The sequence below is a fragment of the Nocardioides pantholopis genome, from assembly GCF_003710085.1.
GTDB lineage: Bacteria > Actinomycetota > Actinomycetes > Propionibacteriales > Nocardioidaceae > Nocardioides > Nocardioides pantholopis.
The window spans coordinates 2,612,430-2,638,161 of record NZ_CP033324.1; the positions used below are offsets into that span (position 1 = coordinate 2,612,430).

23 protein-coding genes are annotated in these 25,732 nt (G+C 73.9%); 9 read left to right on the plus strand and 14 right to left on the minus strand.

Features of this window, described 5'->3' with window-relative positions; genetic code table 11:
- Positions 1–459, plus strand: a complete 459-nt coding sequence (locus tag EBO35_RS12570) for a DUF350 domain-containing protein (protein ID WP_122818011.1) — start codon at positions 1–3, stop codon at positions 457–459.
- Positions 459–1,724, plus strand: coding sequence for a glutathionylspermidine synthase family protein (locus EBO35_RS12575; protein WP_122818012.1), 1,266 nt, complete (start codon positions 459–461; stop codon positions 1,722–1,724). Before EBO35_RS12570 ends, EBO35_RS12575 begins: the two co-directional genes overlap by 1 nt.
- A 40-nt stretch (positions 1,725–1,764) precedes the next feature.
- Here EBO35_RS12575 and EBO35_RS12580 read toward each other — a convergent pair whose 3' ends face one another.
- The 4 genes from EBO35_RS12580 to EBO35_RS12595 all read right to left on the minus strand — a co-directional run bounded on the left by EBO35_RS12580 (position 1,765) and on the right by EBO35_RS12595 (position 5,647).
- Positions 1,765–2,301 carry a dihydrofolate reductase family protein gene (locus EBO35_RS12580; RefSeq protein ID WP_122818013.1) on the minus strand — a complete coding sequence of 179 codons (537 nt, stop codon included), beginning with the start codon at positions 2,299–2,301 and terminating at the stop codon, positions 1,765–1,767.
- Between the two features lie 26 nt (positions 2,302–2,327).
- Positions 2,328–3,134 carry a hypothetical protein gene (locus EBO35_RS12585; RefSeq protein WP_122818014.1) on the minus strand — a complete coding sequence of 269 codons (807 nt, stop codon included), beginning with the start codon at positions 3,132–3,134 and terminating at the stop codon, positions 2,328–2,330.
- A gap of 46 nt (positions 3,135–3,180) precedes the next feature.
- Positions 3,181–4,911 carry an FAD-dependent oxidoreductase gene (locus tag EBO35_RS12590; protein WP_122818015.1) on the minus strand — a complete coding sequence of 577 codons (1,731 nt, stop codon included), beginning with the start codon at positions 4,909–4,911 and terminating at the stop codon, positions 3,181–3,183.
- 106 nt (positions 4,912–5,017) lie between these two features.
- Positions 5,018–5,647, minus strand: coding sequence for a LysE/ArgO family amino acid transporter (locus tag EBO35_RS12595; RefSeq protein WP_122818016.1), 630 nt, complete (start codon positions 5,645–5,647; stop codon positions 5,018–5,020).
- Between the two features lie 79 nt (positions 5,648–5,726).
- On the opposite strand from EBO35_RS12595, the gene EBO35_RS12600 reads away from it, so the two are divergent.
- Entirely contained in the window at positions 5,727–6,611 is an 885-nt protein-coding gene (locus tag EBO35_RS12600; protein ID WP_241153679.1) for an ArgP/LysG family DNA-binding transcriptional regulator, read from the plus strand.
- A gap of 118 nt (positions 6,612–6,729) precedes the next feature.
- Positions 6,730–6,906 carry a hypothetical protein gene (locus EBO35_RS19500; protein ID WP_164477947.1) on the plus strand — a complete coding sequence of 59 codons (177 nt, stop codon included), beginning with the start codon at positions 6,730–6,732 and terminating at the stop codon, positions 6,904–6,906.
- 20 nt (positions 6,907–6,926) lie between these two features.
- Here the strand turns inward: EBO35_RS19500 and EBO35_RS20220 are convergent, their stop codons facing one another.
- Positions 6,927–7,055, minus strand: coding sequence for a hypothetical protein (locus EBO35_RS20220; protein ID WP_263457631.1), 129 nt, complete (start codon positions 7,053–7,055; stop codon positions 6,927–6,929).
- A gap of 293 nt (positions 7,056–7,348) precedes the next feature.
- Between EBO35_RS20220 and EBO35_RS12605 the strand changes: the two genes are divergently transcribed.
- The gene (locus EBO35_RS12605) at positions 7,349–9,817 is read left to right on the plus strand and encodes a SpoIIE family protein phosphatase (RefSeq protein ID WP_122818018.1); all 2,469 of its coding nucleotides are present in this window, start codon (positions 7,349–7,351) and stop codon (positions 9,815–9,817) included.
- A gap of 9 nt (positions 9,818–9,826) precedes the next feature.
- On the opposite strand, the gene EBO35_RS12610 is transcribed toward EBO35_RS12605, so the two are convergent.
- Positions 9,827–11,275 (minus strand): RNB domain-containing ribonuclease, encoded by a 1,449-nt coding sequence (locus EBO35_RS12610; RefSeq protein WP_122818019.1) that lies wholly within the window; start codon positions 11,273–11,275, stop codon positions 9,827–9,829.
- 18 nt (positions 11,276–11,293) lie between these two features.
- Between EBO35_RS12610 and yaaA the strand changes: the two genes are divergently transcribed.
- Positions 11,294–12,073: a peroxide stress protein YaaA gene (gene yaaA, locus EBO35_RS12615; RefSeq protein WP_122818020.1), complete on the plus strand. Its 780-nt coding sequence runs from the start codon at positions 11,294–11,296 to the stop codon at positions 12,071–12,073.
- A 57-nt stretch (positions 12,074–12,130) separates the two neighbouring features.
- Here yaaA and EBO35_RS12620 read toward each other — a convergent pair whose 3' ends face one another.
- Genes EBO35_RS12620 through EBO35_RS12630 form a run of 3 tightly spaced genes read right to left on the minus strand, consistent with a single transcriptional unit; the run spans position 12,131 to position 15,277 of the window.
- The gene (locus EBO35_RS12620; RefSeq protein WP_122818021.1) at positions 12,131–13,351 is read right to left on the minus strand and encodes a bifunctional RNase H/acid phosphatase; all 1,221 of its coding nucleotides are present in this window, start codon (positions 13,349–13,351) and stop codon (positions 12,131–12,133) included.
- A gap of 22 nt (positions 13,352–13,373) precedes the next feature.
- Positions 13,374–14,165 carry a zinc ribbon domain-containing protein gene (locus EBO35_RS12625; RefSeq protein ID WP_241153681.1) on the minus strand — a complete coding sequence of 264 codons (792 nt, stop codon included), beginning with the start codon at positions 14,163–14,165 and terminating at the stop codon, positions 13,374–13,376.
- A complete protein-coding gene (locus EBO35_RS12630; RefSeq protein WP_122818022.1) occupies positions 14,114–15,277 on the minus strand; it encodes a Nif3-like dinuclear metal center hexameric protein in 1,164 nt (387 codons plus the stop codon). Before EBO35_RS12630 ends, EBO35_RS12625 begins: the two co-directional genes overlap by 52 nt.
- Before the next feature lie 40 nt (positions 15,278–15,317).
- Here EBO35_RS12630 and EBO35_RS12635 point away from each other — a divergent pair, with 40 nt between their 5' ends.
- Positions 15,318–15,626: an antibiotic biosynthesis monooxygenase family protein gene (locus EBO35_RS12635; RefSeq protein WP_122818023.1), complete on the plus strand. Its 309-nt coding sequence runs from the start codon at positions 15,318–15,320 to the stop codon at positions 15,624–15,626.
- 15 nt (positions 15,627–15,641) lie between these two features.
- Here EBO35_RS12635 and EBO35_RS12640 read toward each other — a convergent pair whose 3' ends face one another.
- On the minus strand, positions 15,642–17,186 hold the full coding sequence (locus tag EBO35_RS12640; protein WP_122818024.1) for an AMP-binding protein: 1,545 nt from the start codon (positions 17,184–17,186) through the stop codon (positions 15,642–15,644).
- Positions 17,187–17,359: 173 nt separating this feature from the next.
- Between EBO35_RS12640 and EBO35_RS12645 the strand changes: the two genes are divergently transcribed.
- Complete coding sequence (locus tag EBO35_RS12645) at positions 17,360–19,033, plus strand: MDR family MFS transporter (RefSeq protein ID WP_122818025.1); 1,674 nt, start codon at positions 17,360–17,362, stop codon at positions 19,031–19,033.
- Between the two features lie 19 nt (positions 19,034–19,052).
- Positions 19,053–19,541 carry a MarR family winged helix-turn-helix transcriptional regulator gene (locus tag EBO35_RS12650; RefSeq protein ID WP_127481298.1) on the plus strand — a complete coding sequence of 163 codons (489 nt, stop codon included), beginning with the start codon at positions 19,053–19,055 and terminating at the stop codon, positions 19,539–19,541.
- Between the two features lie 144 nt (positions 19,542–19,685).
- Here the strand turns inward: EBO35_RS12650 and EBO35_RS12655 are convergent, their stop codons facing one another.
- Genes EBO35_RS12655 through EBO35_RS12670 form a run of 4 tightly spaced genes read right to left on the minus strand, consistent with a single transcriptional unit; the run spans position 19,686 to position 25,725 of the window.
- Positions 19,686–20,618 carry a lysophospholipid acyltransferase family protein gene (locus tag EBO35_RS12655; RefSeq protein ID WP_122818027.1) on the minus strand — a complete coding sequence of 311 codons (933 nt, stop codon included), beginning with the start codon at positions 20,616–20,618 and terminating at the stop codon, positions 19,686–19,688.
- 8 nt (positions 20,619–20,626) lie between these two features.
- Positions 20,627–22,207 carry a lactate racemase domain-containing protein gene (locus tag EBO35_RS12660; protein WP_122818028.1) on the minus strand — a complete coding sequence of 527 codons (1,581 nt, stop codon included), beginning with the start codon at positions 22,205–22,207 and terminating at the stop codon, positions 20,627–20,629.
- Between the two features lie 9 nt (positions 22,208–22,216).
- The gene (locus EBO35_RS12665) at positions 22,217–23,437 is read right to left on the minus strand and encodes a zinc-dependent alcohol dehydrogenase (protein WP_164477949.1); all 1,221 of its coding nucleotides are present in this window, start codon (positions 23,435–23,437) and stop codon (positions 22,217–22,219) included.
- Positions 23,437–25,725, minus strand: coding sequence for an HAD-IB family hydrolase (locus EBO35_RS12670; RefSeq protein ID WP_122818030.1), 2,289 nt, complete (start codon positions 25,723–25,725; stop codon positions 23,437–23,439). The genes EBO35_RS12665 and EBO35_RS12670 overlap by 1 nt, the downstream gene beginning before the upstream one ends.
- Positions 25,726–25,732 lie beyond the last annotated feature (7 nt).

Sequence of the window (25,732 nt, forward strand, 5' to 3'; positions counted from 1 at the left end):
GTGAACGACCTGCTCAACGCCCTGCTGCACGCCATCGTCTACGCGCTGGTCTCCGGCCTCATCCTCATCGTCGCCTACTACGTCCTGGACCTGGTGACCCCCGGCCACCTCGGCAGCCACCTGCACGGCACCGACGACTCCGGCAAGGCATCGGTCCACCTCCAGTCGCGCTCCGCCGCCCTGGTCGCCGCAGCCTGGATGGTCTCCAACGCGCTGGTGCTCTTCACCGCCATCTGGACCAACGGCGCCACCGACCTCGGCTGGGCGCTGGCCTGGACGGTCTCCTTCGGGATCCTCGGCGTGGCGCTCAACGCCGCCATGCTCTTCGCCATCGACGCGGTCACGCCCGGGAACCTGCGCCAGATCGTGTGCGAGCCCGGCCCGGTCCGCCCGCTGGCCTACCTCGCCTCCGCGACCGCGCTCTCGGTCGCGGCCATCGTCTGCGCCAGCATCGCCTGATGTGGCGCCACCGGATCAAGCCGCGTCCTGACTGGGAGCGGATCGTCACCGAGCAGGGGCTCGTCTTCCCCGTCACCGAGCTGCCCGACGGGACCAAGCGGCCGTACTGGAACGAGTCGGCCTGGTATGAGTTCACCGGCGACGAGGTCAACACGCTGGAGGCCGCCACCGAGGAGCTGTGGGCGATGTGCCTCGACGCGGCCGGCCACATGGCGGCCACGATGACCGACCAGCGCCTGGGCCTCCCGGCGGGCACGATGGAGGTCGTTCAGCGGTCCATCGGCCGCCAGGACCCCTCGCTCTACTCCCGCTTCGACCTCGTCTACGGCGCCGACGGGACGATCAAGATGCTCGAGATCAACGGCGACACCCCGACCGGGCTCGTCGAGGCCGGCGTCGTCCAGTGGCGCTGGCTCGAGGACCGGCTGCCCGAGCTCGACCAGTGGAACAGCGTCCACGAGCGGCTCGTCGCCGGCTGGCAACGGCTGCGCACCTCCGGGGCCACCACCGGCAACGAGCTGCACTTCTTCTACGACCTCGGCGAGGGCGAGAGCTACGACGACGGCGAGATGGAGATGACCGCGCACTACCTGATGGACACCGCGGTCCAGGCGGGGTTCGCCACGATGGCGCACCCGATGGCCGAGGTCGGCTGGAACCCCGACGCCCGCGAGTTCCGCGACGTCAACGACTACCCCGTCCGCAACGCCTTCAAGCTCTACGCCTGGGAGGAGATGCTCGGCGAGGCCTTCGGACGGCACCTCGTCGAGCAGCGCGAGGCGCGCCCGGTGAACTGGTTCGAGCCGGCCTGGAAGGCGATGCTCTCCACCAAGGCGCTGCTGCCGGTGCTGTGGGAGCGCAACCCCGGCCACCCGCTGCTGCTGCCGGCGTACTTCGACTCCCCCGGCGACCTGGAGAACTGGGTCGCCAAGCCGCTGCACGGCCGCGAGGGCGACAACATCCGCATCCACCTCGCCGACGCCCTCGAGGACCTGGTCATGCCCGGGGCGTACGGCACCGAGGGGTTCGTCTACCAGGCCTACACCGAGCTGCCGGTCTTCGACGGCAACCACGTCGTGCTGGGCTCGTGGGTCATCGACAACGAGGCCGCCGGGATGCTGGTGCGCGAGTCCGACGGACCCGTGACCGACTACTACGGCCGGGTCTGCCCGCACGTCATCTCCGACGCGCTCTCGCCCGACGACGCGCAGCGGCTGGCGTGGCTGGCCGAGCGGGTCGGCCCGAACGCGCCGTCGGTCCGGTAGCGGTCACCGGCGGGACGCCGAGGGCCCGGGCGCGAGCCGGTCAGCGGCGTCCGTAGCCGAGGAGGACGCAGCCGGTGCTGGAGCGCGCCGTCTTGACCAGGTGGAGGCGACGCAGGTCGGCGGTGTCCGTGAACAGCCGCCGCCCCGAGCCGGCGACCGTGGGCACGACGACCAGCTCGAGCCGGTCGACGAGGTCGGCCGCGAGGAGGTCCTGGGCGAGCCCGATGCTGCCGTGGACGCCGATGTCACGTCCCGCACCGTGCCTGAGCCGCTCCACGTACGGGACGAGCGGGGCGTCCGCCACCACGCTTGTGGACCAGGGCCGGTCCGGCCGACTGGAGGTGAAGACGTGCTTGGTCGTGCCGTTGATGAAGTCGGCGAACGGCTGGACCTGGGCGGTGGGCCAGTAGCCGGCCCAGTAGTCGTAGGTCCCGCGACCGAGCAGGACGTCGTCCTGGGTGGCGATCACGCCGGCGAGGTTCTCGAAGACCCCGTCGTCCGCCTCGAACATCCAGTTCCCGGGCTCCTCGGCGACGCCGTCCAGGGACAACAGCGTGTAGAGCACGACCTCGCGCACGGTGGGCCTCCTTCTCCGTCGCGGACCTAGGGCCCGCGCCGCGCGGTTCCGAGGGCCAGGATCCAGACGGCCGCGACGCCGATGGCGGCCAGCCCGACGCCGTACGCCGCCGCAGCGGGTCCCGAGGAGAGGTCCTCGCCGTACCGGGCCAGCGCCACCGCCTGGAGGACCACGAAGGTCACGCCCGTGAAGCCGACCGGACGGACGGCGAGGACATCGTCGATGAGCCCGGCGTGCCCGGCCGCCCAGCCGAGCCCGACCAGCCAGGCTCCGACAGCGCGCGCGGTGAGCGGGGTGAGCGGCCACGACCACAGTGTCGAGGCGGTGTCGGGCGCCACCAGGAGCACCACCCCGGTCCCGACCAGGACCACCCCGAGAACGAGCAGGAGGGACCGCAGCGGCACCGGCAGCCGACGTCCCGGCGCGGCCCCGGCCCCGGTCCGGGCCCGCCTCAGCTCGACCACCCCGACCACCGACAGCGCCACCGGGACCAGCAGGTAGATCGCCAGCCAGCCCCAGGTGATGGCCCGCGCGCCGGCCGGGTGCTCGGCGCCGAGGTGGAACCTGTCGAGGTGCACCAGCGTCACGACCAGCGTGAGGGTCGTGAACACCAGCACGCTGCCCACCGCCACCCGTGCCCGGTGCCAGTCCGCGGCGCGGGCGCCGGCGACCTCCAGCACCGCGCTGGACCAGTACGCGGCGCCGAGGAACACCGCCGTCATCGGGGGCGCGATGGTCCAGGCGAACCAGTCGGCCGTGCGCTCGGGGAAGACGAAGAGCTGGAGGCCGGCGAGGAATACCAGGAAGGCGGCCAGGAGCAGCAGGCGCCGCAACGCCCGAGACGTCGCAGGCGTGGGCGGCGCCGGCGCCGGCGCCCGGTCAGTCGACGGCGGCGTCACCGCTCGCCCCCAGGGTGACCGGGACCCCGTCGTCGGCCAGGTAGTCGTGCAGCACCGAGATCACGGTCGCCCCGTCGCCGACGGCGGTCGCGACCCGCTTGATCGAGCCGGCCCGCACGTCGCCGATCGCGAAGACGCCGGGCACGCTGGTCTCCAGCGGCAGGCTGCGACCGCCGTCCGGCCGACCCGTGTCGGTGCGCACGAACCCGGACGCGTCACGCTGCACCGCCTCGGGCAGCCACGCCGTGCGCGGCGTCGACCCGATGAGCACGAAGAGGCCCGACGCCTCGATGTCCTCGGTGACCGTGGGCGGGGCCCCCGGCCCCGGGCCGGTCGGTCGGGTGTCGGCGACCGTGACCGCCTCCAGGCAGCCGCCGGCCGCGCGTCCCCCCACGACTCCCCGGTGGTAGCGGATCGTGAGGTTGCGCGTCGCCTTGAGCTGGCCGATCAGGTACTCCGACATGCTGGCGGCCAAGCTGGGGCCCCGCACCAGCAGCGTCACGTGCCGGGCGTAGCGGGCCAGGTGGAGGGCGGCCTGCCCCGCGGAGTTGCCGCCGCCCACCACGCACACCTGCTGGCCGGTCATCGACGGCGCCTCGGAGACCGCGGCGCCGTAGAAGACCCCGCGCCCGAGCAGGTCCTCCAGCTCGGGGACGCCGAGCCGGCGGTAGTCGACCCCGGTCGCCACGATCACGCTGCGGGCCCGGACGACGCTGCCGTCCGACATCCGCACCCGGTGCAGCGCCCCGTCGGCGTCCAGGCCCTCGACCACGCGCATGAACGAGTACTCGGTGCCGAACGCCCAGGCCTGCTGGAAGGACCGGTACGCCAGGTGCGCCCCGCTCACCCCGCGGGAGAAGCCCGGATAGTTGCGGATCAGCGAGCTGGTCCCCGCCTGCCCGCCGACGGCCTGCTCCTCGATCACCAGGGTCGAGAGGCCCTCCGAGGACGCGTACACCGCCGCCGCGAGGCCGGAGGGGCCGGCGCCGACGATGACCACGTCGAAGATCCGGTCGGGCGCGAGCGGCGCCATCAGCCCGAAGGCGTCGGCGATCTCGAGGTCGGTCGGGTTGACCAGTGTCGTCGGCGGGGTGGTGAAGGCCAGGACGACCACGGGCAGCTCCGGGTCGTGGAGGTCGAGCGCCTCGAGCATCCGCTGGGCGGAGCTGGTGCCGGTCGGGTGGAACCCGACCGGGATGTGGTTGCGCCCGAACGCGTCGCGCAGCGAGTGGGTGCGCTCGTCGCGCGCCTCGCCGATGAGCCGGACCGCCTCGAAGCCGAGCCCCTGCGCGAGGTGCCAGTCGTCGAGGGCGTCTGTGACGGCACCGTGGAACTCCTCGTCGCGGCGCCGTTCGGGCCGCACCAGCGAGAGCTCCGCGTGGCCCTGGGCGATCGCGGCGAAGACCGGCGCGGCGCTGGCGAAGTCGCCCCAGGTGACCGCCACCGCCCGTTTGGCCGAGGGGCTCAGGGCGTACGCGCGGCGCAGGAAGTCCAGGCCGTCCCGGTCGTCGGGGCCGTAGTAGCCGATCACGAGGGCGACGGGTCGTCCCCACCGGCGCAGTCCCTCGAGGATCGCGCGAGCGTGCGCGTAGTCGGCGCACACGACGACCTCGTAGTCGCCGCCGTACCGGCGGCGCAGCTCGGCGCCCATCACCTCGCGCGACACCGGGTCGGTGGTGGCCAGCAGCAGGACCGGGTCGATGTGCTCCATGGCCGCCCCTCCTCGGCAGAGCCTCGTCGGTGCTCAGCACGCTACTCCCGGGGCCTGCCCCCGGCGAGGGGTAATTCGGACCGACGCCGGCGGAACCGCCCGGCGGCTACCCGAGCGCCAGCTTCGCGGCCACCAGGAGCATCGTCGCCGCGATCAGCAGCTCGAGGACCTGCCAGGACCGAGGCCGGGCGAGCAGCGGAGCCAGGAGCCGGGCTCCGAAGCCGAGTCCGCTGAACCAGGCCATGCTCGCGAGCACGGCCCCGACCGCGAACTGCCAGCGCCCGTCCAGCAGCCCGCTCCCGGCGCTCCCGTGCGTCGCCGCGATGGATCCGATGAGCAGGACGGTGTCGAGGTACACGTGCGGGTTGAGCCAGGTCAGGGCGACCGCCCGGCCCACCACCGTGCGCGCCGGCTCGGCGCGTGCCGCCCCGACGGCTCCGGCGTCCAGCGACTCCGGCGCCAGGGCGCGGCGCAGCGACGCTGCGGCGTACCAGAGCAGGAACGCCACCCCGAGCCACCGCACCACGTCGATGACCCACCCCGCGCGCTCGACGACCACCCCGATCCCGGCGACGCCGGCCACGATGAGCACGGCGTCAGAGGCCGCGCACACGAGCACCACCGCCCCGACGTGGTGGCGCAGCAGCCCCTGACGGAGCACATAGGCGTTCTGGGCGCCGATGGCGACGATGAGCGAGCCGCCGGTCAGGAAGCCGGCGGCGAGGGTCGAGAGCACGCCTCCGACCGTAGGGGCGAGCGTCGATGAAGGCCAGCAACTGTTCCTTCAGATGGTGAAGTTCTGCTTCACTGACACGGTGCGCTTCGACCCGGTCCAGCTCGACACCGTCCTGACCATCGCCGAGGAGGGTTCCTTCGAGGCCGCGGCCCGGCGCCTGCACGTGACCCCGAGCGCGGTGAGCCAGCGGGTGCGCGGTCTCGAGCAGTCCGCGGGCCAGGTGGTGCTGCGGCGCACCGCTCCCGTGGAGGTCACCGAGGCCGGGGCGCCGCTGGTCCGGCTGGCCCGCCAGATGCGGCTGCTCGCCGCCGAGGCCGGCGCCGCCCTGGGGGACGCCGACGTGGTCGACCTGGCTGTCGCGGTGAACGCGGACTCGCTGGCCACCTGGTTCCGCCCGGTCCTGGCGGCCGTCGCCGAACGGGCCGGGACGGCAGTGCGCCTGCACGTCGAGGACGAGGCGTTCTCCCACGACCTGCTCCGCCGGGGCGAGGTGCTGGCGGCGGTCACCCGGGAGCCGCGACCGGTGCAGGGTTGCTCGGTGGAGCCGCTCGGCGCGCTGCGGTACATCCCGGCGGCGGCGCCGCGCCTCCTGGACCGGCACCGCCGGGGCCGCGGCGTCGACTGGTCCACGATCCCGCTGGTGGTGTTCAACGAGAAGGACCAGCTGCAGGACCAGGTGCTCGCCGCGCACCGCGTGGGTCGTCCTCCCGTCGTGCACCGGGTCCCCAGCACTGCGGACTTCCTGGAGGCCGTCCGCAGCGGCCTGGGGTGGGGCCTGCTCCCCGAGCCGCAGTTCGCCTCGGCCGCGGGCGCCGGGGACCTGGCCCGGCTCCCCGGGACCAGCGCCCTCGACGTCGCCCTGCACTGGCAGCGCTGGCGGCTGGCGACGCCCGCGCTCGACGACCTCAGCGACGCCGTACGCCGGGCCGCGACCGGCTCCCTGCGGGCCCACCGCCGCGCCTGAGCGAGGCGTCCCCCGTATCGGGGCCGGCGACAGCCTGCGCCGCATCGCCGAGGCACTCGCCGACGGCGAGCGCTGAAATCGGCGGCGTTTCCGGCGCGCGAGCGGGGTACCCGGCACCATGATCGCCGCCTACTTCGCTCCACCCCGCGTCGACCTCGTCATCGCGCTGGCGCTGCTGCTGTGCGGCTCCGGGCTGACCTTCGTCATCGCGGTGCTCATCATCGTGCACGCCGCCCTGCGACCGAGCCCTGGACAGGGCGCCGTCCGTCCGGACCAGGGCGCGCCCACGGGATGATGGCCGCCGCCAGCCGCGGGTCAGCCCAGACCGAGCAACGCCAGAACGAAGCCGAGCAGGGGGATCGTCCACAGCAGCACCGACGCCAGCAGGTCGGCCTCCCGGCCGGTCCCGCCGGCGGCACTGTGCTCGAGGGTGGGGGCGGTCATGCGCAGGCTGCTCCTCGCAGATGTCGGGGCATGTCAGGCGTGGTCACGAGCTGATGTCGCAGCCGAGTCACGATGCTCGCTCCGGAGCTGGTTCCAGCTTCGGCGAGCCCCCAGTCCCCAGGCCCGCGTCATTGCATGCGGAGGCCTGCGTCACCTCGCCGGCGGGACGATCGGGCGATCCGCCCCTGCGCCCAACCAGACCTGTGGGAGGCTGGGAGCCACGGCACCACCCCCTGGCCCCCACCTGTCGGCGTTGCTGACCATCCAGCACGGCCGATGAGAGCAGGACGACGTTGCAAGCAGGACCCCCGGCGGCGCCAACGCGAGCCGCAGGTTCGGACCACGGGTGGCTGGACCGCGTCACCGGACTCGCCGTCCGAGTGCTCGGTGCCTCCTCGGCCTGCGCCGTGCTCGACCCGGCGGTCCGACGTCCCGGGACCGCGAGCGAGCTCACCGGCCCCGCCCAGGTTCCCCCGGTTCCCGCCGCGCTGGCGGACCTGGCGACCCGGACCGCCGCACCGGTCGTGATCGCCGACGCCGCTGCCGACTCGCGCGTCGCCGACCAGCCCGCCGTGGTCTCCCGCGACGTGGGTGCCTGCCTCGCCGTACCCCTCCTGCGTGAGGGGACGGCCCCGCTGGGCGCGCTGTGCGTGCTCGACCGCGAGGCGCGCGCCTGGAGCGAGCACGAGGTCGCCGTCCTCGTCCATCTCGCCGCGATCATCGTCGCCGACCTCGACCTCGCTGCGGCCTCCGCCGACCACGAGGACGACCGGCTCGTGCGCGAGCTCGCCGTCGAGGCCGCCGGCGTCGGCATCTTCGACTGGGACCTGGGCACGGGCGTCCTGAACCTGGACGAGCGTCTGGTCGAGATCTTCGGCCGGGAGCGCGGCTCCTTCCGGGGCACCGTCGAGGAGTTCGAGCAGCTCATCCACCCCGAGGACCGGGCCGGGGTGCAGCAGGCGTTCCAGGAGGCCATCGCGAGCTGCGGCCAGTACGCCGCCGAGTACCGGACCATCCACCCCGGCGGCGCCGTGCGCTGGGTCACCGCCCGCGGCCGGGCCCTGGCCGGGCCGGAGGGCGTCGCCGTCCGGGTGCTCGGCGCGGCGTACGACACCACGGCGGTCCAGGACGGCGAGGCCCGCCTCGCCCGGGTGCTGGAGACCATGCCGACGGCGTTCTTCCAGCTCAGCCCGGACTGGCGGTTCAGCTACGCCAACGCGGAGGCCGGCCGGATGCTCGACACCCCCCGCGAGGAGATGGTGGGCGGCGTGATCTGGGAGCTGTTCCCCGAGGCCGTCGGAAGCACCTTCGAGACGCACTACCGCGATGCGATGAGCTCGGGTCGGCCGGCGACGTTCGACGCCTACTACCCGCCGCCGCTGGACGCCTGGTACGAGGTGCGCGCCTGGCCGCACCCGGACGGGCTGAGCGTCTACTTCAACGACATCACCTCGCGCCGTCTCTCCGACCAGCTGCTCGACCAGACCCTGCGCCGCAGCGAGCTGCTGGCCGGTGTCAGCGCGACCCTGACCGACACCCTGGACGCCGAGGAGGCCGTCGCGCGGCTGGCCCGCGTGGTCGTGCCGGAGCTGGCCGACTGGTGCGTGGTGACGCTGGTCGAGGACCGCCCCGGCGACTGGCAGCAGCAGCTGCGCGACGTGGGCTGGTGGCACGCCGACCCGGAGCAGCGCCAGCTGGTCGACCAGTACGCCTCCCGCCGGCTCCCGGCACTGACCGAGGGCTCGTTCATCGCCCGCGCCCTCGCCTCGCCGGACCCGGTCGTCGTCGATGCCGGAGCCGCCGAGGCCGTCAGCGGCGTCCTGCGGCCCGGGCCCGCCAGCGACCTGCTACAGGAGCTGGCCCCGGACTCGCTGGTGGTCGTCCGACTGCCGGGACGCCGGCGCACCGTGGGCCTGGTCAGCGCCTTCCGCGGTCCCGAGCGCGGCCCGTTCTCCGACGACGACCAGCGCACCCTGCGCGAGATCGCGAGCCGCGCGGGCCTGGCCATCGACAACGCCCGGCTCTACGGGGAGCAGCGGGACCTCGCCGAGGGGCTCCAGCGCAGCCTGCTCACCGAGCCGCCGCAGACCCGGTCCCTGGACATCGCGGTGCGCTACGAGTCCGCCGGCCAGGCCGCCCAGGTGGGCGGGGACTGGTACGACGCGTTCGTGCAGCGCGACGGCGGCACGGTCGTGGTGATCGGCGACGTCGTGGGCCACGACGTCGCCGCGGCCGCCGCGATGGGCCAGATCCGCAGCGTGCTGCGCGGCATCGCCGTGCACGCGGGCGAGCCGCCCGCGGAGGTGCTGCGCGGGGTCGACCAGGCCATGGAGACGCTGGCGCTCGGCACCACGGCCACCGCGGTGGTGGCCCGCTTCGACGCCGAGCCCACCGACGGGCTCACCATGCTGCGCTGGTCGAACGCCGGGCACCCGCCCCCCATGCTGGTCGACCCCGACGGCACCGTGACCGTCCTGCAGTCCCAGGAGCCGGACCTGCTGCTCGGGCTGGACCCGGGCGCCCAGCGCGACGAGACCTTCATCGGGCTGCCCAGCGGCTCGACCGTGGTCTTGTTCACCGACGGCCTGGTCGAGCGGCGTGGCCAGGACATCGACGACGGCCTGCTGCAGCTGCAGGACCAGCTCGTCGAGTTGCGCGCCCACGAGCAGGACCCGGACCCGCTCTGCGCCGAGCTGCTGCGCCGGCTGGTGCCGGACCGCCGCGAGGACGACGTCGCGCTGGTCGCGGTCCGCGTCGTCTGAGCGGGCCGGTCAGGCCAGCACGAACTCGACGGCGCGCCGGTCCGGGTCCGCGACCGCCAGGCGGACCCGGACCTCGGCACCCAGCGTCAGGTCCGTCTCGGCGCTGACCCGCGCCTCGATCGCGGGGTCCTCGACCGTGACCTCGCCACGACGCGGGTCCCGGTCGTCGACGTCGATGACGACGGCCAGGAACTCCTCGCCGACCCGGGTGTGCAGCACCCCGGCCTCGACCAGGTCGAACACGGCCCGCTCGTACTGGGCGGCCCGCTGCGCGGAGCGCTGCAGGATGCCCGGGAGTCCGGGCAGCGCCGTGCGCACCCAGTCCGGCACCGGGGTCCCGGCGCACAGCGCGACGCACACCTCCCCGGCGTACCGGTCCCCGAGCCTGCGCAGCGGTGCGGTCACGTGCGCGTACTCCGAGGCCAGGGCCGCGTGCTGCGGCTCGGCGGGCAGCACGCCGTCGAACGCGGCGTACCCGGCGCCGCGCAGCAGCCGGGTGCAGGCCACCAGCATCGCCGCGTGGGTCGGCCGCTCCGGGTCCAGCGTGCGCACGAAGTCGGGGAAGACCAGCTCCGCGGGCCACGCCACCTCCAGCGCGTGGGCGGTGCGGTGCAGCCGGCGTACGTCACGCGGGTCCGGCGCCGGCAGCGTGCGAAGCAGCCCCACCTCGGCGTGCAGCATCAGCGCGGCGGCGCTGAAGCCGGTGAGCAGCGAGATCTGGGCGTTCCACTCCTCGACGGGCAGCTGGCGGCGGAAGTCCAGGCGCCACTGCTCCCCCACCACCTCGACCTCCTGGTCCGGCAGCGGCAGCGACACCCCGCCCCGGTCGGCCTCGCGGGCCAGGCGCAGCGGGCCGACCTCGGCCAGCAGCCGCAGGGTCTCCGCGGCCGAGCCGTCCTCGATCGCGGCCTGCGCCTGCGCGTAGCTCAGCTGCGCGGTCGAGCGGATCCGGGCCCGTTCGACGACGACGTCGGTGCGGGCGCCCTCGGCGTCCAGGGTGATCGTCCACAGCAGGGCCGGACGCACCTGCCCGGGCAGCAGCGAGGCCGCGTCCTGGGAGAGCACCGGCGGGTGCAGCGGCACCTGCGAGTCCGCGCCGTAGAGCGTCTCCCCGCGGCGCCCGGCCTCGAGGTCGACGGGGTCGCCGGGCCGCACGAACGCCGCCACGTCGGCGATCGCGTAGTGGACGACGTAGCCGCTGCCCGCGCGCTCGATGTGCAGCGCCTGGTCCAGGTCCCGGGCGCCGGGCGGGTCGATGGTGAGGAAGGGCAGGTCGGTGCGGTCCAGGTCCGGCAGCCGCGGCTCCTTCGCCGCCCGGGCGGCCGCCTCCTCCACCTCGGGCGGGAAGTCGGGGCTCACCCCGAGCTCCTCCTGAATCCGCGCGACCCCGGCGCGCAGGGTGGCCGCGGCCACCCCGTCCTCGATCCAACGGACCCGGACCACGCGGTGTGAGGGCATACCGGCACCATAGCGACCGTGCTGATCCTGCTTCCCCCCAGCGAGGGCAAGGCCGCTCCGCGGCGCGGCAAGCCCCTCGACCTCGACACCCTCGGCCTGCCGGTGCTGACCGACGCCCGCGGCGCCGTCCTCGACGCCCTGGTCGACCTGTGCGCCGGCGACCCGGCCAAGGCCGCCGACGTGCTGGGGGTGGGCTCCACCCAGCTCGACCTGGTCCTCGCCAACGCCGGGCTGCGCGAGGCACCGACGGCCCGCGCCGACGCGGTGTACACCGGAGTGCTCTACGACGCGCTCGACGCGGCGTCGCTCTCCCCCGCCGCCCGGCGCCGGCTCGGCGCGCGGGTCGCGATCACCTCGAGCCTGTTCGGGCTGGTCCGCCCCGCCGACCGGATCCCGGCGTACCGCCTCTCCGGCGGCACCACCCTGCCGGGACTCGGCCCGGTCGCCGCGCACTGGCGCGGGCACCTCGGGCCGGCGGTGGCCGAGCAGCTCGGTGGCGGGCTGCTGGTCGACCTGCGCTCGAGCACGTACGCCGCGTTCTGGCGGCCCCCGACGGAGCTCGCGCCGCGGGTCGCGACGGTCCGGGTGCTGCACGAGGCCGACGGGGTCCGCAAGGTCGTCAGCCACTTCAACAAGGCCACCAAGGGCAGGATCGTGCGGGCCCTGCTCGAGGCCGGCGCCGACCCGCGCACCCCGGCCGCCCTCGCCACGGCGCTGACCGACCTGGGCTGGCACGTCGAGACCGGCCCGGCCACCCCGAAGGGCACCCAGCTCGACGTGGTCGTCACCGCGCTGTAGCGGGTCTCGACCCGCTCAGGCGCCAGGGCGCCGTCACGGCTCGACCACCGGTGGTCGCTACCAGGCGCCGGGGTTCGCGAACGCGTCGTTCCCGGGCGGCAGCGCGTTGTAGAGGCGCATCGAGGTGCGCGGCTCGGTGCCGTCGACGCCCCCGCTGAAGAACGACACCACGGTGACCGACGCCGGCGAGAGCTCCATGCGGAACACCGCGTCCAGCGGCGCGTCCACGGCGTGCGCGACCAGTGTCTTGATCGGGGTGACGTGGCTGACGACCACCACGGTCCGGCCGGCATGCTCGTCGAGGACCCGCTGGAGCCCGCCGAGCACCCGCTCCTCGACCACCCGGAACGACTCGCCGCCCGGCGGCGCCGCGTCCAGCGACCCGAGCCAGGCGTCGAGCTCCTCGGGGTGCCGCTCGGCGACCTCGCCGAAGGTCAGCCCGTCCCAGTGGCCGAACTCCATCTCGGCGAAGCCGGGCTCGAGGAGCAGCTTCGCGCCGAGCACCTCCGCGACGATCTCGGCCGACTCCTGGGTCCGCCGTACCGGCGAGGCGACCACGGCGTCGACCTGCTCGGCGATCGGCGCGATCCACTGGGCGGTGGCCCGGACCTGGTCACGGCCCTCGTCGCTCAGGCCGGGGTTGGCGCTCGCCAGGCCGCCGGAGAAGCGCTTCTCGATGGTGTGGGCGGTCACCCCGTGGCGCACCAGCACCAGCGTGGTCGGCTCGCTGCTGCTGGCCGACCAGCCGCGGGCGCGGGACTGCGCCGCGGCGGGCGGCTCGCCCTCGACGGCGGCGGCCGGGCTCTCGATCTCCTCGATCAGCGAGTCCTCGTCGGTGGTGTCGGCGAGGACCGTCACGCCCGACCGCTTGCCGTCGAGTGCCTGGTTGACGAGCCGGTCGGCGTACCCGTTGCGCTCGCGCGGCACCCAGGTGTACGTCGTGCCGAACGGCGCCAGGGCGTTGGCCTGCGCGGCGAGGGCGGCCATGTCGGGGTGCTTGATCTTCCAGCGGCCCGACATCTGCTCGACGACGAGCTTGGAGTCCATGCGGACCTCGATCTCGGCCTCGGGCGCGTGCTCGGCGGCGAGGCGCAGGCCCGCGACCAGCCCGGAGTACTCGGCCACGTTGTTGCTGGCGACCCCGATCGTCGCGCCGTCCTCGGCGATCACCTCGCCGGTGTCGGCGTCGCGCAGCACCGCGCCGTACGCCGCCGGGCCGGGGTTGCCGCGCGAGCCGCCGTCGGCCTCGACGACGACCCGGGAGGGGCCGGACGTCATCGGAGCCGACCGTCCGCTGCGCTCACAGACCCGACTCGGGGGTGCGCACCAGGATCCGCGAGCACTCCTCGCAGCGCACCACCTCGTCGCTGGGCTTGGCCTTGATCACGGCCAGCTCGGCGTGGTCGATGCCCAGCTGGCAGCCGGTGCACCGGCGCTGGCGCAGCTCGGCGGCGCCGACGCCGCCCTTGGCGGTGCGCAGCTTGTCGTAGAGCGCCAGCAGGTCCGCCGGGACCGCCTCGACCGACGGGCCGCGCTCGGCCTCGACGTCGAGCAGCTGGGTGTCGATCGCGGCGGCCTTCTCGTCGCGCGAGGCCAGCAGCTCGGCCAGCCGCTCGTCGATGGCGGCCACCCGCTCGCGGAGCTCGCGCAGGGCGCGCTCGGCGTCCTCCAGGCGGGCCATGACCTCCAGCTCCTCGTCCTCGAGGGTGCCGATCCGGCGCTCGAGCGAGACCAGCTCCTGGCTCATCCGCTCCAGGTCCTTGGGGTTGCTGATCGCGCCGGAGTCCATCCGGTCGCGGTCGCGGGTGCGGCGGGTGCGGACGGCCTCGACGTCGGCCTCGACCTTGGTCTGCTCGGCGGTCAGGTCGTCGACGACGATCCGGGCATCGCGCACCTGGTCCTCGAGCCGCGCGCGCTCCTGCTCGAGGCTCGCGATCTCGGCGATCTCGGGCAGGCGGTTGCGCTGGTGCCGCAGCTGGTCGGCACGGGCGTCCAGCGCCTGGACGTCGAGCAGCTTGAGCTGGGCGAACGGGTCGGCTTTCAGCGCGGGCTCCTGGGCTCGTTGTTCTGTTCGGATGGACGGAACGTCCACGGGTCGGTGCACGTCGTGCTGACCTTGGTGCCCACCGTATCGCCCCAGGCCTCCTTCAGCCGACCCTCCACCACGGGGAGCCAGGTCCACTCCGCGGCCCAGTGCGCGACGTCGACCAGCGCGGGCCCGCCGCGCTCGGTGAACTCGGCGGCCGGGTGGTGACGCAGGTCGCTGGTGACGTAGACATCGGCGTCGGTGCCGGCCACGGTGTCGAGCAGGAAGTCGCCGGCGCCGCCGCACAGCGCGACCCGGCGCACCGGCCGGTCCGGGTCACCCGCGACCCGCACGCCGTGCGCGGTCCGGGGCAGCGCCGCGGCGACCGTGTCGGCGAACTCGCCCAGCGTGGTGCGGGGCACCGTGCCGATCCGACCGGTCCCGCCGGACGCGAGGCCGGGGTCGGCGAGCTCGAGGACGTCGTACGCCGGCTCCTCGTAGGGGTGGGCGCGCAGCATCGCCGCGACCACCCGGGACCGCAGCCGGCGCTCGAGCACGACCTCGACCCGCTCCTCCTCGACCACCTCGGGGACGCCGACCTCGCCGATCGCGGGGTGGGCGCCGGGCTGCGGCCGGAACCGGCCGTGACCCGGGGTGGAGAACGAGGCGTGGTCGTAGTCGCCGATCCGGCCGGCGCCGGCCTCGGCGAGGGTGGCCCGCACGACCTGGGCGGCGTCGGCGGGGACGAAGACCGTGAGCTTGTCCAGCGGCGTGGCCGGCGTCGGCAGGATCGGCGCCAGGTCGCTGAGGCCCAGGGCGTGCGCCATCGCCTCGGAGACGCCGCCGGCGGCCTGGTCGGCGTTGGTGTGGGCGGTCAGCAGCGCGCAGCCGGCGCGGGCCAGGGTCGCGAGGGTGCGGCCCTTGGGGGTGGTCGCCGCGACCCCGTGCACGGGCTTGAGGAACAGCGGGTGGTGGACCACGAGGAGGTCCGCGCCCCAGGCGGCCGCCTCGGCGGCGACGGCCTCGGTCGGGTCGACCGCGAACATCACCTTGCCGACCCGCGCCGACGGGTCCCCGAGGACCAGCCCGACGGCGTCCCAGTCCTCCGCGGTGGCGGGCGGATACCACCCGTGCAGCAGGTCGACGACGTCCTGGAGGGTGCGCTCGGGGGTGGGCATGGGCGTCAGGCTAGCGCCGGGGCGCGACTAGGCTCGGAGCATGCCCGTCGTGAAGATCAACGCCATCTCGGTCCCGCCCCAGGCCGCCGAGGAGCTGGAGCGGCGCTTCGCCGCCCGCGCCCACACCGTCGACTCGGCCCCGGGCTTCCTCGGCTTCCAGCTGCTGCGCCCGACCGCCGGCGAGGAGCGCTACTTCGTCGTGACCCAGTGGGCCGACGAGGAGTCGTTCGCCGCCTGGCGCGACGGCGACGCCCGCGCCGCCCACTCCGGTGAGCACGGCAAGCCGGTCGCCTCCGGCGCCCAGCTGCTGGAGTTCGACGTCGTCATCGACGTGAAGCCCACCGCCTGAGCGCCGTACCGGTGCTCAGTTCACCTGCCGCTCCCGGTCCTCCCAGTACGGCGCCCGCAGCTTGAACTTCTGCAGCTTGCCGGTGGCGGTGCGGGCCAGCTCGTCACGGAACTCCACCGAGGTCGGGGCCTTGTAGCCGGCCGCCTGGTCCTTGCACCAGGCGATCAGCTCGGTCTCGGTGGCGCTGGCGCCCTCGGCGAGCACCACCAGCGCCTTGATCGTCTCCCCCCACCGCTCGCTCGGCACCCCGATCACCGCGACCTCGGCGACGGCGGGGTGGGAGAAGAGCACGTCCTCGACCTCGATCGAGGAGACGTTCTCGCCGCCGGTGATGATCACGTCCTTGCGGCGGTCGCTGATCGTCAGGTAGCCGTCCTCGCCGATGGCTCCGCCGTCGCCGGTGTGGAACCAGCCGTCGGCGAGGGCCCGCGCCGACTCGTCGGGCTGCTCCCAGTAGCCCTCGAGCACCACGTTGGAGCGGGCCAGCACCTCCCCGGCGTTCTCCTCCTGGGTCGAGACCGCCAGACGTACGCCGAGGGCGGGCGCGCCGGCGCGCACCAGCTTCGCGGCCCGCTCCTCGTGGGTGAGGTCGTCCCACTCCTCCCGGGACCGGTTGACGGTGAGCAGCGGCGAGGTCTCGGTGAGGCCGTAGATCTGGATGAACTCCCAGCCCAGCTCCTCGGCGACCCGGGCCACCGTGCGGGTGGGCGGCGGGGCGCCGGCGACGATGATCCGGACCCGGTCGCGGCCGGGGATCTCGCCCTCCCACGCCTGCGCGGCGTCCAGCACCGCCGCGACGACGGCGGGCGCGGCGCACATCACCGTCACGCCGTGGTCGCGGACCCGGCGCAGGATCTCGGCGCCGTCGATCTTGCGGATCACTACCTGCTTGACGCCCAGCCCGGTCATCGCGAACGGCATCCCCCAGCCGTTCGCGTGGAACATCGGCAACGTGTGCAGGTAGACGTCGCGGTCGGTGACGCCGGCGTGCAGCGCGAACGTGACCGCGTTGACCCAGATGTTGCGGTGCGTGATCTGGACGCCCTTGGGGCGGGCGGTGGTGCCGGAGGTGTAGTTGATGCAGGCGGTGGCGTTCTCGTCCGGCTCCCACGGCTCCGGCACGCTTCCCTCGGGCGCGTAGAGCGCCGCGTCGTCGCCGAGCACGAACCGGTGCTCGGCCGTGACGCCCGCCAGCTCCTCGTCGAGCTCGGGGTCGACCAGCAGCACCCGGGCCCCGGAGTGCTCCACGATGTAGCGCACCTCGTCGGGGCGCAGCCGGAAGTTGACCGGGACCAGCACCCGCCCGAAGCCGGAGACGCCGAAGAACGCCGCCAGCAGCCGGGCGCTGTTGTGGCTGACGAACGCCACCCGTTCCCCCGGCCCGATCCCGAGCTCGTCGAGACGCGCCGCCTGCCGGCGCGCCAGCGAGGCCAGCTCGGCGTAGGTCAGCCGCCCCAGGGACGGCGCTGGCTGGTCGGGCTCGTCGACGACCCCGACCCGATCGGCGTACACGGTCGCGGCTCGGTCGATGAAGTCGGCGACGCTGAACGGAACGATCACGGGAGCTCCTGCGTGAGGACGGCGGCGGTCGAAGTGACCCGGGTCACTGTAATGAACGCCGGTCGCCCGGTGAGCGGACTCACAGCGTCGCGGATGCAGCGGCGGAACACCGCCGAACTTAAAGTTGTTGTCCGACAACCATTGTAGGAACGCAACCACCTGCTCGGAGGACCATGACCACCCTCGCTGCCGCACCGGACGCAGCGGACGCCGGCGCCACCACGCCGACGAATCCCCTCAAGCCGCTGATCGGGCTGCTGCTCGGCATGTTCGTCTCGATGCTCGCCACCACCGTGGTGAGCACCTCGCTGCCGGTGATCCTCGCGGATCTCGGCGGCGGGCAGACGGCGTACACCTGGGTCGTCACCGCCACCCTGCTCACCACGGCCGTCTCCACCCCGATCTGGGGCAAGCTGGCCGACCTCTTCGACCGCAAGCTGCTGCTCCAGCTGGCGCTGGTGGTCTTCATCCTGGCCAGCGCCGCCGCCGGCTTCGCCCAGGACAGCGAGTGGCTGATCGCCTGCCGCGCCGTCCAGGGCATCGGCGCGGGCGGCCTGGGCGCGCTGACCCAGATCGTGATGGCCGACATCATCTCCCCGCGCGAGCGCGGGAAGTACATGGGGCTCTTCGGTGGCGTGATGGCGCTCGCGACCGTCGGCGGCCCGTTGATCGGCGGCGCGATCACCGACGCGGCGAGCTGGCGCTACAACTTCTACGTCGCGGTCCCGGTGGCCGCGGTCGCGCTGGTGATGATCCAGAAGACCCTGCACCTGCACCCGCTGCCGAAGCGCCGGGTCAGCATCGACTACGCCGGCATCGTGCTGCTCTCCGCCTCGGTGTCCACGCTGCTCATCTGGATCTCGCTGGTCGGCAGCTCCTTCGCCTGGGGCAGCGCCACCACCGCCTGGATGGTCGGCGGCACAGTGCTCGGCCTGGCCGGCTTCGTGGCCGCCGAGCTGCGGGCCACCGAGCCGCTGATCCCGCTGACCCTGTTCCGCAACCGGACCTTCACCTGGGCGGTCGTCGGCAGCCTCGCCGTGGGCGTCGCGATGTTCGGCACCACTGTCTTCCTCTCCCAGTACATGCAGCTGGCCCGGGGCGCCTCCGCGACCGCGTCCGGCCTGATGACCCTGCCGATGATGGCCGGGCTGTTCCTGGTCTCCTCGCTGGCGGGCCGCCAGATCAGCAAGACCGGTGTCTGGAAGCCGTACGTCCTCGGCGGCGCGGTCCTGCTCACGATCGGCATGGCCCTGATGGGCACCATCGAGTACGACACGAACTTCGTGCTGGTCTCGGTCTACATGTTCGTCCTCGGCTCGGGCGTCGGCCTGGTGATGCAGAACCTCGTGCTGGTCGTGCAGAACGCCGTGCCGTCGCGCGACCTCGGCGTCGCGAGCTCGGGCGTGAACTTCTTCCGTACCGTCGGCGGCACCATCGGCGTCGCCGTCCTCGGCGCGGTGCTCGGCAACAAGGTCACCTCCCACATGGCCGAGCGCGCCGGCGACCTGCAGACCGCCCTCGGCTCCCTCGGCGCCCAGGGCAAGGAGGTGGCGGCCACCCTCCAGAACGGCACCATCCCCGCGGTCAGCAGCCTGCCCGAGCCGGTCCGCGTCATCGTCGAGTCCGTGTACGGCGCCTCGGTGGCCGACATCTTCATGGTCGCCACGCCGATGGCCCTGCTCACCGTGCTCGCCGTCGCACTGCTGCCGAACCTGCCGCTCGGCACCCAGACCCGCCACGAGAAGCTCCGCGACGAGGACGCCGCCGTGGCGGTGGCGGCGACCGCCGAGGCCGCCGCCGGGCAGAACGGACCGGAGCACCCCGGTGACGGCCGCCTCCGGGACTGAGCGCGACCGGGGCACCCCCGTGGATCCCGCCGAGCGGGTGGGGCCCCGGTCACCGGCCGGTGGCCTGGAGGACGCCGTCGACGAGGTCGAGCGCCAGTTCGCGACGCTGATGTCCGGGGCGCGCCGGCGGATGCGCGACTATGCAGCGCTGGTGCACCCGGACCTGACCCCGCTGGGGTTCACGATCCTGGTGCTGCTGCGGCAGTGCGCGCCACTGCCGCAGAGCGAGCTGGCCCAGCAGCTGCACGCCGACAAGGGCGCGGTCAGCCGCAGCGTGACCCAGCTGGAGGATCTCGGGCTGGTCACCCGGACCCCGGCCCCGGACGACCGGCGGGTGGCGCTCGTCGCGCTCACCGAGGCCGCCCGTCAGTCGCTGGTCGGCATCACCGAGCGCCAGCGGGGGCTGCTGCACGACCGGGTGTCCGCCTGGCGCGTGGCGGAGGTGCGCCAGCTCGGCGACCTGCTGGCCCGGCTCAACGAGTTCCCCCCGGTGCCGCCCGCGGGCTGAAGGGCGGCCGCCGCCCGGGCCGCCCCGGCCCATGTAACGCGACGTTCGCTCCACTAGGAGCCTGCTGCAACGGGCGCCTAGTGCAGCGAACGTCGCGTTACAAGCGGGGGCGGCACCCCACCAGCCTCACCAGCCCCAGGAGCCTCAGCGCCGCCAGGCCCGCAGCGGCCCGGTCTCCGGCCGCTCGACCTCGGGCGACTCCGACTGGGCCCACACCCGCCGCCACTGGGCGACCTGCGGACCAGCGGGGTCGGGGGTGCGCCCGGCCGCGGCCCGGCGCTTGGCCTCCCACCACGTGGAGGTGTCCTCGTCGAGCAGCTGCGCGATCGCGTCCTTGATCCGCGGGGCGAAGTCGCGCACCGACTCCCCCTCCGCGGGCCGCAGCGGCTCGCCGAAGCGGATCGTCAGCTGGCGCCGGCCCGGGCTCGGCCAGCCCTGGCCGCGCGGCATCGCCGCAAACGTGCCGCGGTGGGCGACCGGGACCACCGGCACGCCGTGCTCGTGGGCGAGGTAGGCCGCCCCCATCCGGAAGGTCCCGGTCCAGCCGTCGCGCGAGCGGGTCCCCTCCGGGAAGATCACCAGGCTCCAGCCGTCGGCCAGCACCTCCCCCGGAGTCGTGGCCATCGCCCCGCCGCGGCGGTCGATCGGGAAGGTGTTGAAGACCAGCGAGGAGCCGACCGCGCGCCACCAGGTGTCGAAGAAGTAGTCGGCCGCCGCCGCCACCGCCGTACGCCGCCGCCACCGGTCGGGCAGCGAGAGCAGCACCAGCGGGGTGTCGAGGTGCGAGGCGTGGTTGGCGGCGAAGATGACCGGCCCCTCGAGCTGGTCCAGGATGTCCAGCCCCTCGACGTGGGTGCGCACCTGGGAGCGGAACAGCGGCTCCAGGGCCCCGCGCTGGGCGACCTCCCGGGCCGCGACCGCCGGCCGGCGCCGGGACCAGTCGGACGGGAAGACCGTCGAGCGCTGGGCGGGGACGTAGGCCTCGGCCGAGCGCGGCACCTGCGGTCGCCGGCCCCAGCGCCAGCCGCGCGCGACGGTGCGGACGTCGTCCGCGGTGTCCTTGAGGAAGTTGCCCATGGCCGGCCTCAGCGCACGTCCGCGAGCAGCTGCGGCGGGTTGTGGAGGTAGGTGATCGAGGGACTGGTGCCGACGGTGCCCGAGGCCATCTCCAGCGCGTCGGCCAGCGTCGAGGCGGCGCGGAAGCCGAGCCGCGCCGCAACCTTGCGGTCCGCCCCCACCCAGATCACCTCGTCGACGTGGTCCATCGCGTGCGCCGCCCAGTACCACATGTAGAACGGGTGCACCCCGTGGTAGGCGTGCGAGGTCCGGTAGAGGTGGCGGTACCACTCGTCCTCGGCGAACTGCTGCTCGTACTTCTCCCCGATCACCGCCGGGTCGGTCGACTCGGCCAGCACCTCCTCGTAGAAGTCCACGTAGGAGGGGTGGTGCAGCTGGTTGAAGCCCTCGTTGAGCGGGTGGTAGAGGATCACCGCGCCGCCGCGGCGTACGACGGGCTGGTGGCGGTAGGAGTTGAAGTAGTAGCCGAGCCCCATGCAGGTGGCCAGGATCGGGTTCATCGAGCTGTTGACGTTGTAGGGGCCCAGGTAGGGCACGCCGAGGACCAGCACGTCGGACTGGCCCTGGACCTCCACGACCTGCTGGCGGTGCACCCGCTCCAGGGTCTTCTCGTGCACGGCCTCGACCTCGCCCGCGCTGATGCCGGTCAGCCCGTAGGCGCTGCGCATGTCGTGGAAGAGCTTGTGCCGCAGCTTCTGCGGCGCGACCGCGAGGCCGCGCTTCGCCGCGAGCATCGAGCCCTGGTCGCGCACCCCCCACTCCCACTCGCGCTTCTGGAAGAAGTCGAAGGGCTTGGGGAAGACGTCGTTGTCCAGCGTGGTCTCGATCTGGAAGACCTTCACGTGGTCCTTGATGACCCGGCCGATCCGCCAGGCCGAGTGGTGCATCGCGGACTTCTTGTGGTCCATGAACGAGCGCGACTGCACCATCGTCTTGGGGTTGTGGTGGTGGCGCAGCGACTTGTACGACGCCAGCCCGATCCCGACGGACTTGTGCCCGCCGTCCATCGCGACCAGGTTCACGTTGACGTAGACCAGCAGGTCGGACTCCGCGGCCCGCTTGCTGATCTCGATGTCCTCACCGTGGTCGGTGGTCCCGAGGTGGGCCAGGTTGTCACGGTCCTCGGCGTCGAAGTTGTAGAGCAGCCCCTGGGGGTAGAACGAGCGGAACACCCGCTCCCCCACGATGTGGCGCAGCTCCGCGGCGGTCATCCGCCGGTGCAGCGCGTTCGCGGCGACGATCTCGACGTCGTCGACGCCCGCCTCGGCCGCCAGGGTCAGCACCTGCTCGATGATCCGGCCCCGGATGTCGGGGGCCTTCATGCTCGGCAGCGGCAGCGAGAGGTCGTCGAAGGCGATCGTGAGCCGCATGCCGGCGAAGAGCAGCTCCGGCAGCGGCGCGGAGTCCTCGGGGTGCAGCAGCGCGTCCCGGATCGCGGCCTCGACGTCGGGCACCGTCGGCAGGGACTCCGGCGGGTAGACCACCCGGGTGCCGAGCGGGAAGCTCTCCAGCCGGAAGCCGAGACCCTCGTGGACGACCAGCGGCGGGGTGCGGTCGTCGACCTCGAGGACGAAACCAGGGCGGGTCATGGGGATCTCCTACTGGGACGAGCGGGGGTCGAAGGCCACCTTGACGGTGCCGAGACGGCCTGCGGAATGGGCATGGTCGAGGGCCTCGCGCCAGCGGTGCAGCGGATAGGCGGCCACGGACTTGGCCAGTCGCGCCACCGCGTCGTGACCGACCAGCTCGGTGGCCACGTCGAAGGCGCTGCGCCCGGCGTACGGTCCGCTCAGCAGCGGCTCGTGGCGCGCCGAGGCGTAGGTGCCGACGACCTCGAGCTCGCGGAACCACGCGGCGGAGAGGTCGGCGGGCGCGGGCATCCCCGAGAGCACCACGCGACCGCCCGCGCGGGTCGCCTGCAGCGCCGTCTCCAGCGACTGGCTGCTGCCGACGGCGTCGACGGCGACGTCGACCCCGCCGAGGAGGTACGGCGAGGAGAACTCCGGCTGGACCTGGAACGCCCCGGTGCTGCGCCGGACCCGCCGCAGCACCTCGCCGGGGGCGACGACCTCGGTGGCCCCGAACTCCTGGGCGAACTCGCGCTGGTGGGCGTGCTTGGCCACCACGACGATCTCGCCGGCGGCGGTCAGCCGGCGCAGGGCGAACGTCGCGAACAGGCCGACCGAGCCGGCCCCGCTCACCAGCACCCGGTCGTTCTCCCGGACTCCGGCTCGCAGCGCGGTGTGCACCGCGCAGGCCATCGGCTCGATCAGGATCGCCTGCTCGTCGCTGTAGCCCTCCGGCACCGGGTGCAGCTGGCTGCGGTGCGCGGCCAGCTGCTGGCCCCAGCCTCCGCCGGTGTCCTTGCAGAAGCCGGTCTGCAGGCCGGGCGAGAGGTGACCGACGGTGATCCGCGAGCAGCGGTTCGTGGCCCCGCTCGCGCACCCCTCGCACGGCTCCACACCGCGGGCGGCGCAGGTCAGCACCGGGTCGACGACGACGCGGGTGCCGGCGGGCAGGTCCTCGCAGTCCTCCACCAGCTCGGCGACCACCTCGTGGCCGGGCACGAACGGCAGCGAGACGACAGCTGAGAAGTACAGGCTGGTCTGGCCGGACAGGGCGCCGAGGTCCGAGCCGCAGATGCCGGAGAGCCGGGTGCGCAGCCGGGCCCAGCCGGGCCGGTCGACCTTCGGGGGGTCCAGGGTCACCAGCCGCAGCGGCGCGGCGTACCCGGAGAGGATGCCGGGCAGCCGGCGCCCCACGGCCTTGCCCGCCACCGTGCGCGGCAGCGAGCGGAACATCTCCAGCGCGAGCATCATCAGCGGCTCCCGGCGGGGTTGAGGACGCGGGCCGAGCCGGACGGGCTGGCCCAGTCCACGATCGTCCAGTGCTGGCGCCGGGCGTGGCGGTAGAGCGAGACGTCGGGCCGGACCGCCACCGGGTTTCCGACGGCCGCCAGCAGCGGCAGGTCGGAGTGGCTGTCGGCGTAGGCGAAGGACCCGGCGAGGTCGACGTCGTGCTCGGCCGCCCAGCCCTGCATGAACGCGGCCCGGGACTCCCCGACCAGCGGCGAGCTGGCGAGGTGGCCGGTGCAGATGCCGTCGGCGTCGACGGCGAGCTCGGCGGCCTCGATGTGGTCGAACAGCGGGGCGAGGGGGCGGGTGAGCGGCCGGATGGCGCCGGTGATCAGCACGGTGGGCTGGCCGGCCGCGCGGTGCTGCCGGATCCGGCGGACCGCCTCCGGGGAGAGCCGCGAGAGCACGTGGCTGGCGAGGTGCTCGTCGGCGATCGCGTCGAGGTCGGCCAGCCGCGCCCCGGCGTACTCGCGGTAGACCGTGCGCAGGAAGTCGCTGCGCTGGCGGCGCTCGGCCTGGACCAGGGCCGGGACCCGCGCGGCGATCCGCCCGAGCTCGGCGAACCGCTCGGTCCCCGACAGCTCGCGCAGCCGCATCCACAGGTAGGTCTCGATGACGTTCGACGAGAGCAGCGTGCCGTCCATGTCGAAGAACGCCGCGGTGCGCGGGTTCTCCCCCACGGCCCGGGGCCCGGTGCGGTTCGCCCGCCGCCGCGCGGCGCGCAGCTCGTCGAGCTCGCGGACCGGCCGGGTGACGGCCGGGCAGTGGATGTCCTGGAGGTAGACCTGCCAGTCGACGACCGAGGTGTCGAAGCCGAAGCTCGCCTGGTCCGCTGGCGAGAGGGAGCGGTAGAGCTCCATGGTGCGAGCGTCGGAGAAGCGCAGCTCCGCCTGGGCGTACTCGTGGTAGAGGTCGAGGTAGCGGCGCAGGAACGCCAGCCGGCGGCCCTGCTGGTCCAGCTTGCGGGCGAGGTCGCGGGCCCGGTCGCTGCGGGGGGCGTGGCCCAGGACGTAGTCGGCGGCCCGATACGCCTTCTCGCTGGTGGTCAGCAGCCGCTCGACCGCCTGCGCGCCGGGGAAGCGCCAGTCCGGCAGCCGGACCGCACCGCGGTCGCCGGCGCTGAACGGGTGCGCGTCGAAGTAGCCGCGGACGTTCTCGTAGAGGGCCCGGAACGTGAGCGGGTTGCGGTCGCCGCTGGCCACGTGGAAGTACGCCGGGGCGCCGGCCTGCGGCGGGTGGGCCAGGACGGCCACGATCGCGGCCACCACGTGGTCGACCGGGACGATGTCGACGATGGTGTCGGCGGAGGCGGGGAACTCGGGGAGCTCACCGCGGCCGTAGGCCAGGATCAGCGGCTCGGCCATCTTGAAGCCCTCGATCCACCCGGCGTACGGGCGCTCCAGGGCGGACTCGATGATGCTGGGCCGCACGATCGAGGCGCGGTGGGTGGCCGCCCAGGACTCGACGACCCGCTCGCCGAGGGCCTTGGTGAACGTGTAGCAGTCGGTCCAGCCCAGGCTGCGGGCCCGCTCGGTGCCGATCCGCACCAGCTCGTTCTTGACCCAGGTCCGCCGGGCCTCCTCGGTCGCGGCGGCCGCGGTGAGCATCCCGGCCCGGCTGTGCTCGCGCTCGGCCCGCCGGCGCTCGCGGGTCAGTTCGTCGGCCCCGCGGGAGCGGTGCTCGACGGCGGTCCGCTGGCCCAGCCCCCAGGCGAGCTCGGCCTCGAGGTCGACGTCGTGGTCGACCGGCGCCTCGGGCACGTGCCCGCGGCGCCGCCCGGCGACGTAGGCGGTGGAGATGTGGACGTAGTGGATGTCGCGGCCGCCCTCGGCCGCCGCGGCCTCGTCGACGCGGGCCAGCAGCTGCCGGGTCCCGACGACGTTGGTGCGGAACCCCTGGTCGACCGGCGGATCGAAGGACACGTCACCGGCGCAGTGCACGACCGCGTCCAGGCCCGGCGGCAGCGGCGGGGGGTCGGCGAGGTCGCCCTCGACGACGGCGACCCGCGCGGCCATCAGCTCCTCGACTCCGCCGGCGTCGGCGACCGGCGCGGCGAAGATCGGCTTGGCGAGGAGCTTGGCGACCCGGGCGGCACCCGTGGTCGTGCGCTTGGGGCGCACCAGCACGCTGACCCGGCACCCGGGCACCTCGGTGAGCATCAGGTGCAGCAGCGCCTCGCCCACGAACCCCGTGACACCCGTGACCAGGACGTGCTGGCCAGCGAGCCGCTCGGCGACCGTCGCCCCACCCATGCTTCCT

Bases quoted from the DNA above. Each gene is read 5' to 3' on its own strand.
- EBO35_RS12610 (WP_122818019.1), bottom strand. From the start codon at position 11,275: ATGCCCTCACACCGCGTGGTCCGGGTCCGTTGGATCGAGGACGGGGTG.
- EBO35_RS12670 (WP_122818030.1), bottom strand. From the start codon at position 25,725: ATGGGTGGGGCGACGGTCGCCGAGCGGCTCGCTGGCCAGCACGTCCTG.
- EBO35_RS12630 (WP_122818022.1), bottom strand. From the start codon at position 15,277: ATGCCCACCCCCGAGCGCACCCTCCAGGACGTCGTCGACCTGCTGCAC.
- EBO35_RS20220 (WP_263457631.1), bottom strand. From the start codon at position 7,055: ATGACCGCCCCCACCCTCGAGCACAGTGCCGCCGGCGGGACCGGCCGG.
- EBO35_RS19500 (WP_164477947.1), top strand. From the start codon at position 6,730: ATGATCGCCGCCTACTTCGCTCCACCCCGCGTCGACCTCGTCATCGCG.
- EBO35_RS12635 (WP_122818023.1), top strand. From the start codon at position 15,318: ATGCCCGTCGTGAAGATCAACGCCATCTCGGTCCCGCCCCAGGCCGCC.
- EBO35_RS12660 (WP_122818028.1), bottom strand. From the start codon at position 22,207: ATGACCCGCCCTGGTTTCGTCCTCGAGGTCGACGACCGCACCCCGCCG.
- EBO35_RS12655 (WP_122818027.1), bottom strand. From the start codon at position 20,618: ATGGGCAACTTCCTCAAGGACACCGCGGACGACGTCCGCACCGTCGCG.
- EBO35_RS12620 (WP_122818021.1), bottom strand. From the start codon at position 13,351: ATGACGTCCGGCCCCTCCCGGGTCGTCGTCGAGGCCGACGGCGGCTCG.
- EBO35_RS12645 (WP_122818025.1), top strand. From the start codon at position 17,360: ATGACCACCCTCGCTGCCGCACCGGACGCAGCGGACGCCGGCGCCACC.
- EBO35_RS12665 (WP_164477949.1), bottom strand. From the start codon at position 23,437: ATGATGCTCGCGCTGGAGATGTTCCGCTCGCTGCCGCGCACGGTGGCG.
- EBO35_RS12590 (WP_122818015.1), bottom strand. From the start codon at position 4,911: ATGGAGCACATCGACCCGGTCCTGCTGCTGGCCACCACCGACCCGGTG.
- EBO35_RS12575 (WP_122818012.1), top strand. From the start codon at position 459: ATGTGGCGCCACCGGATCAAGCCGCGTCCTGACTGGGAGCGGATCGTC.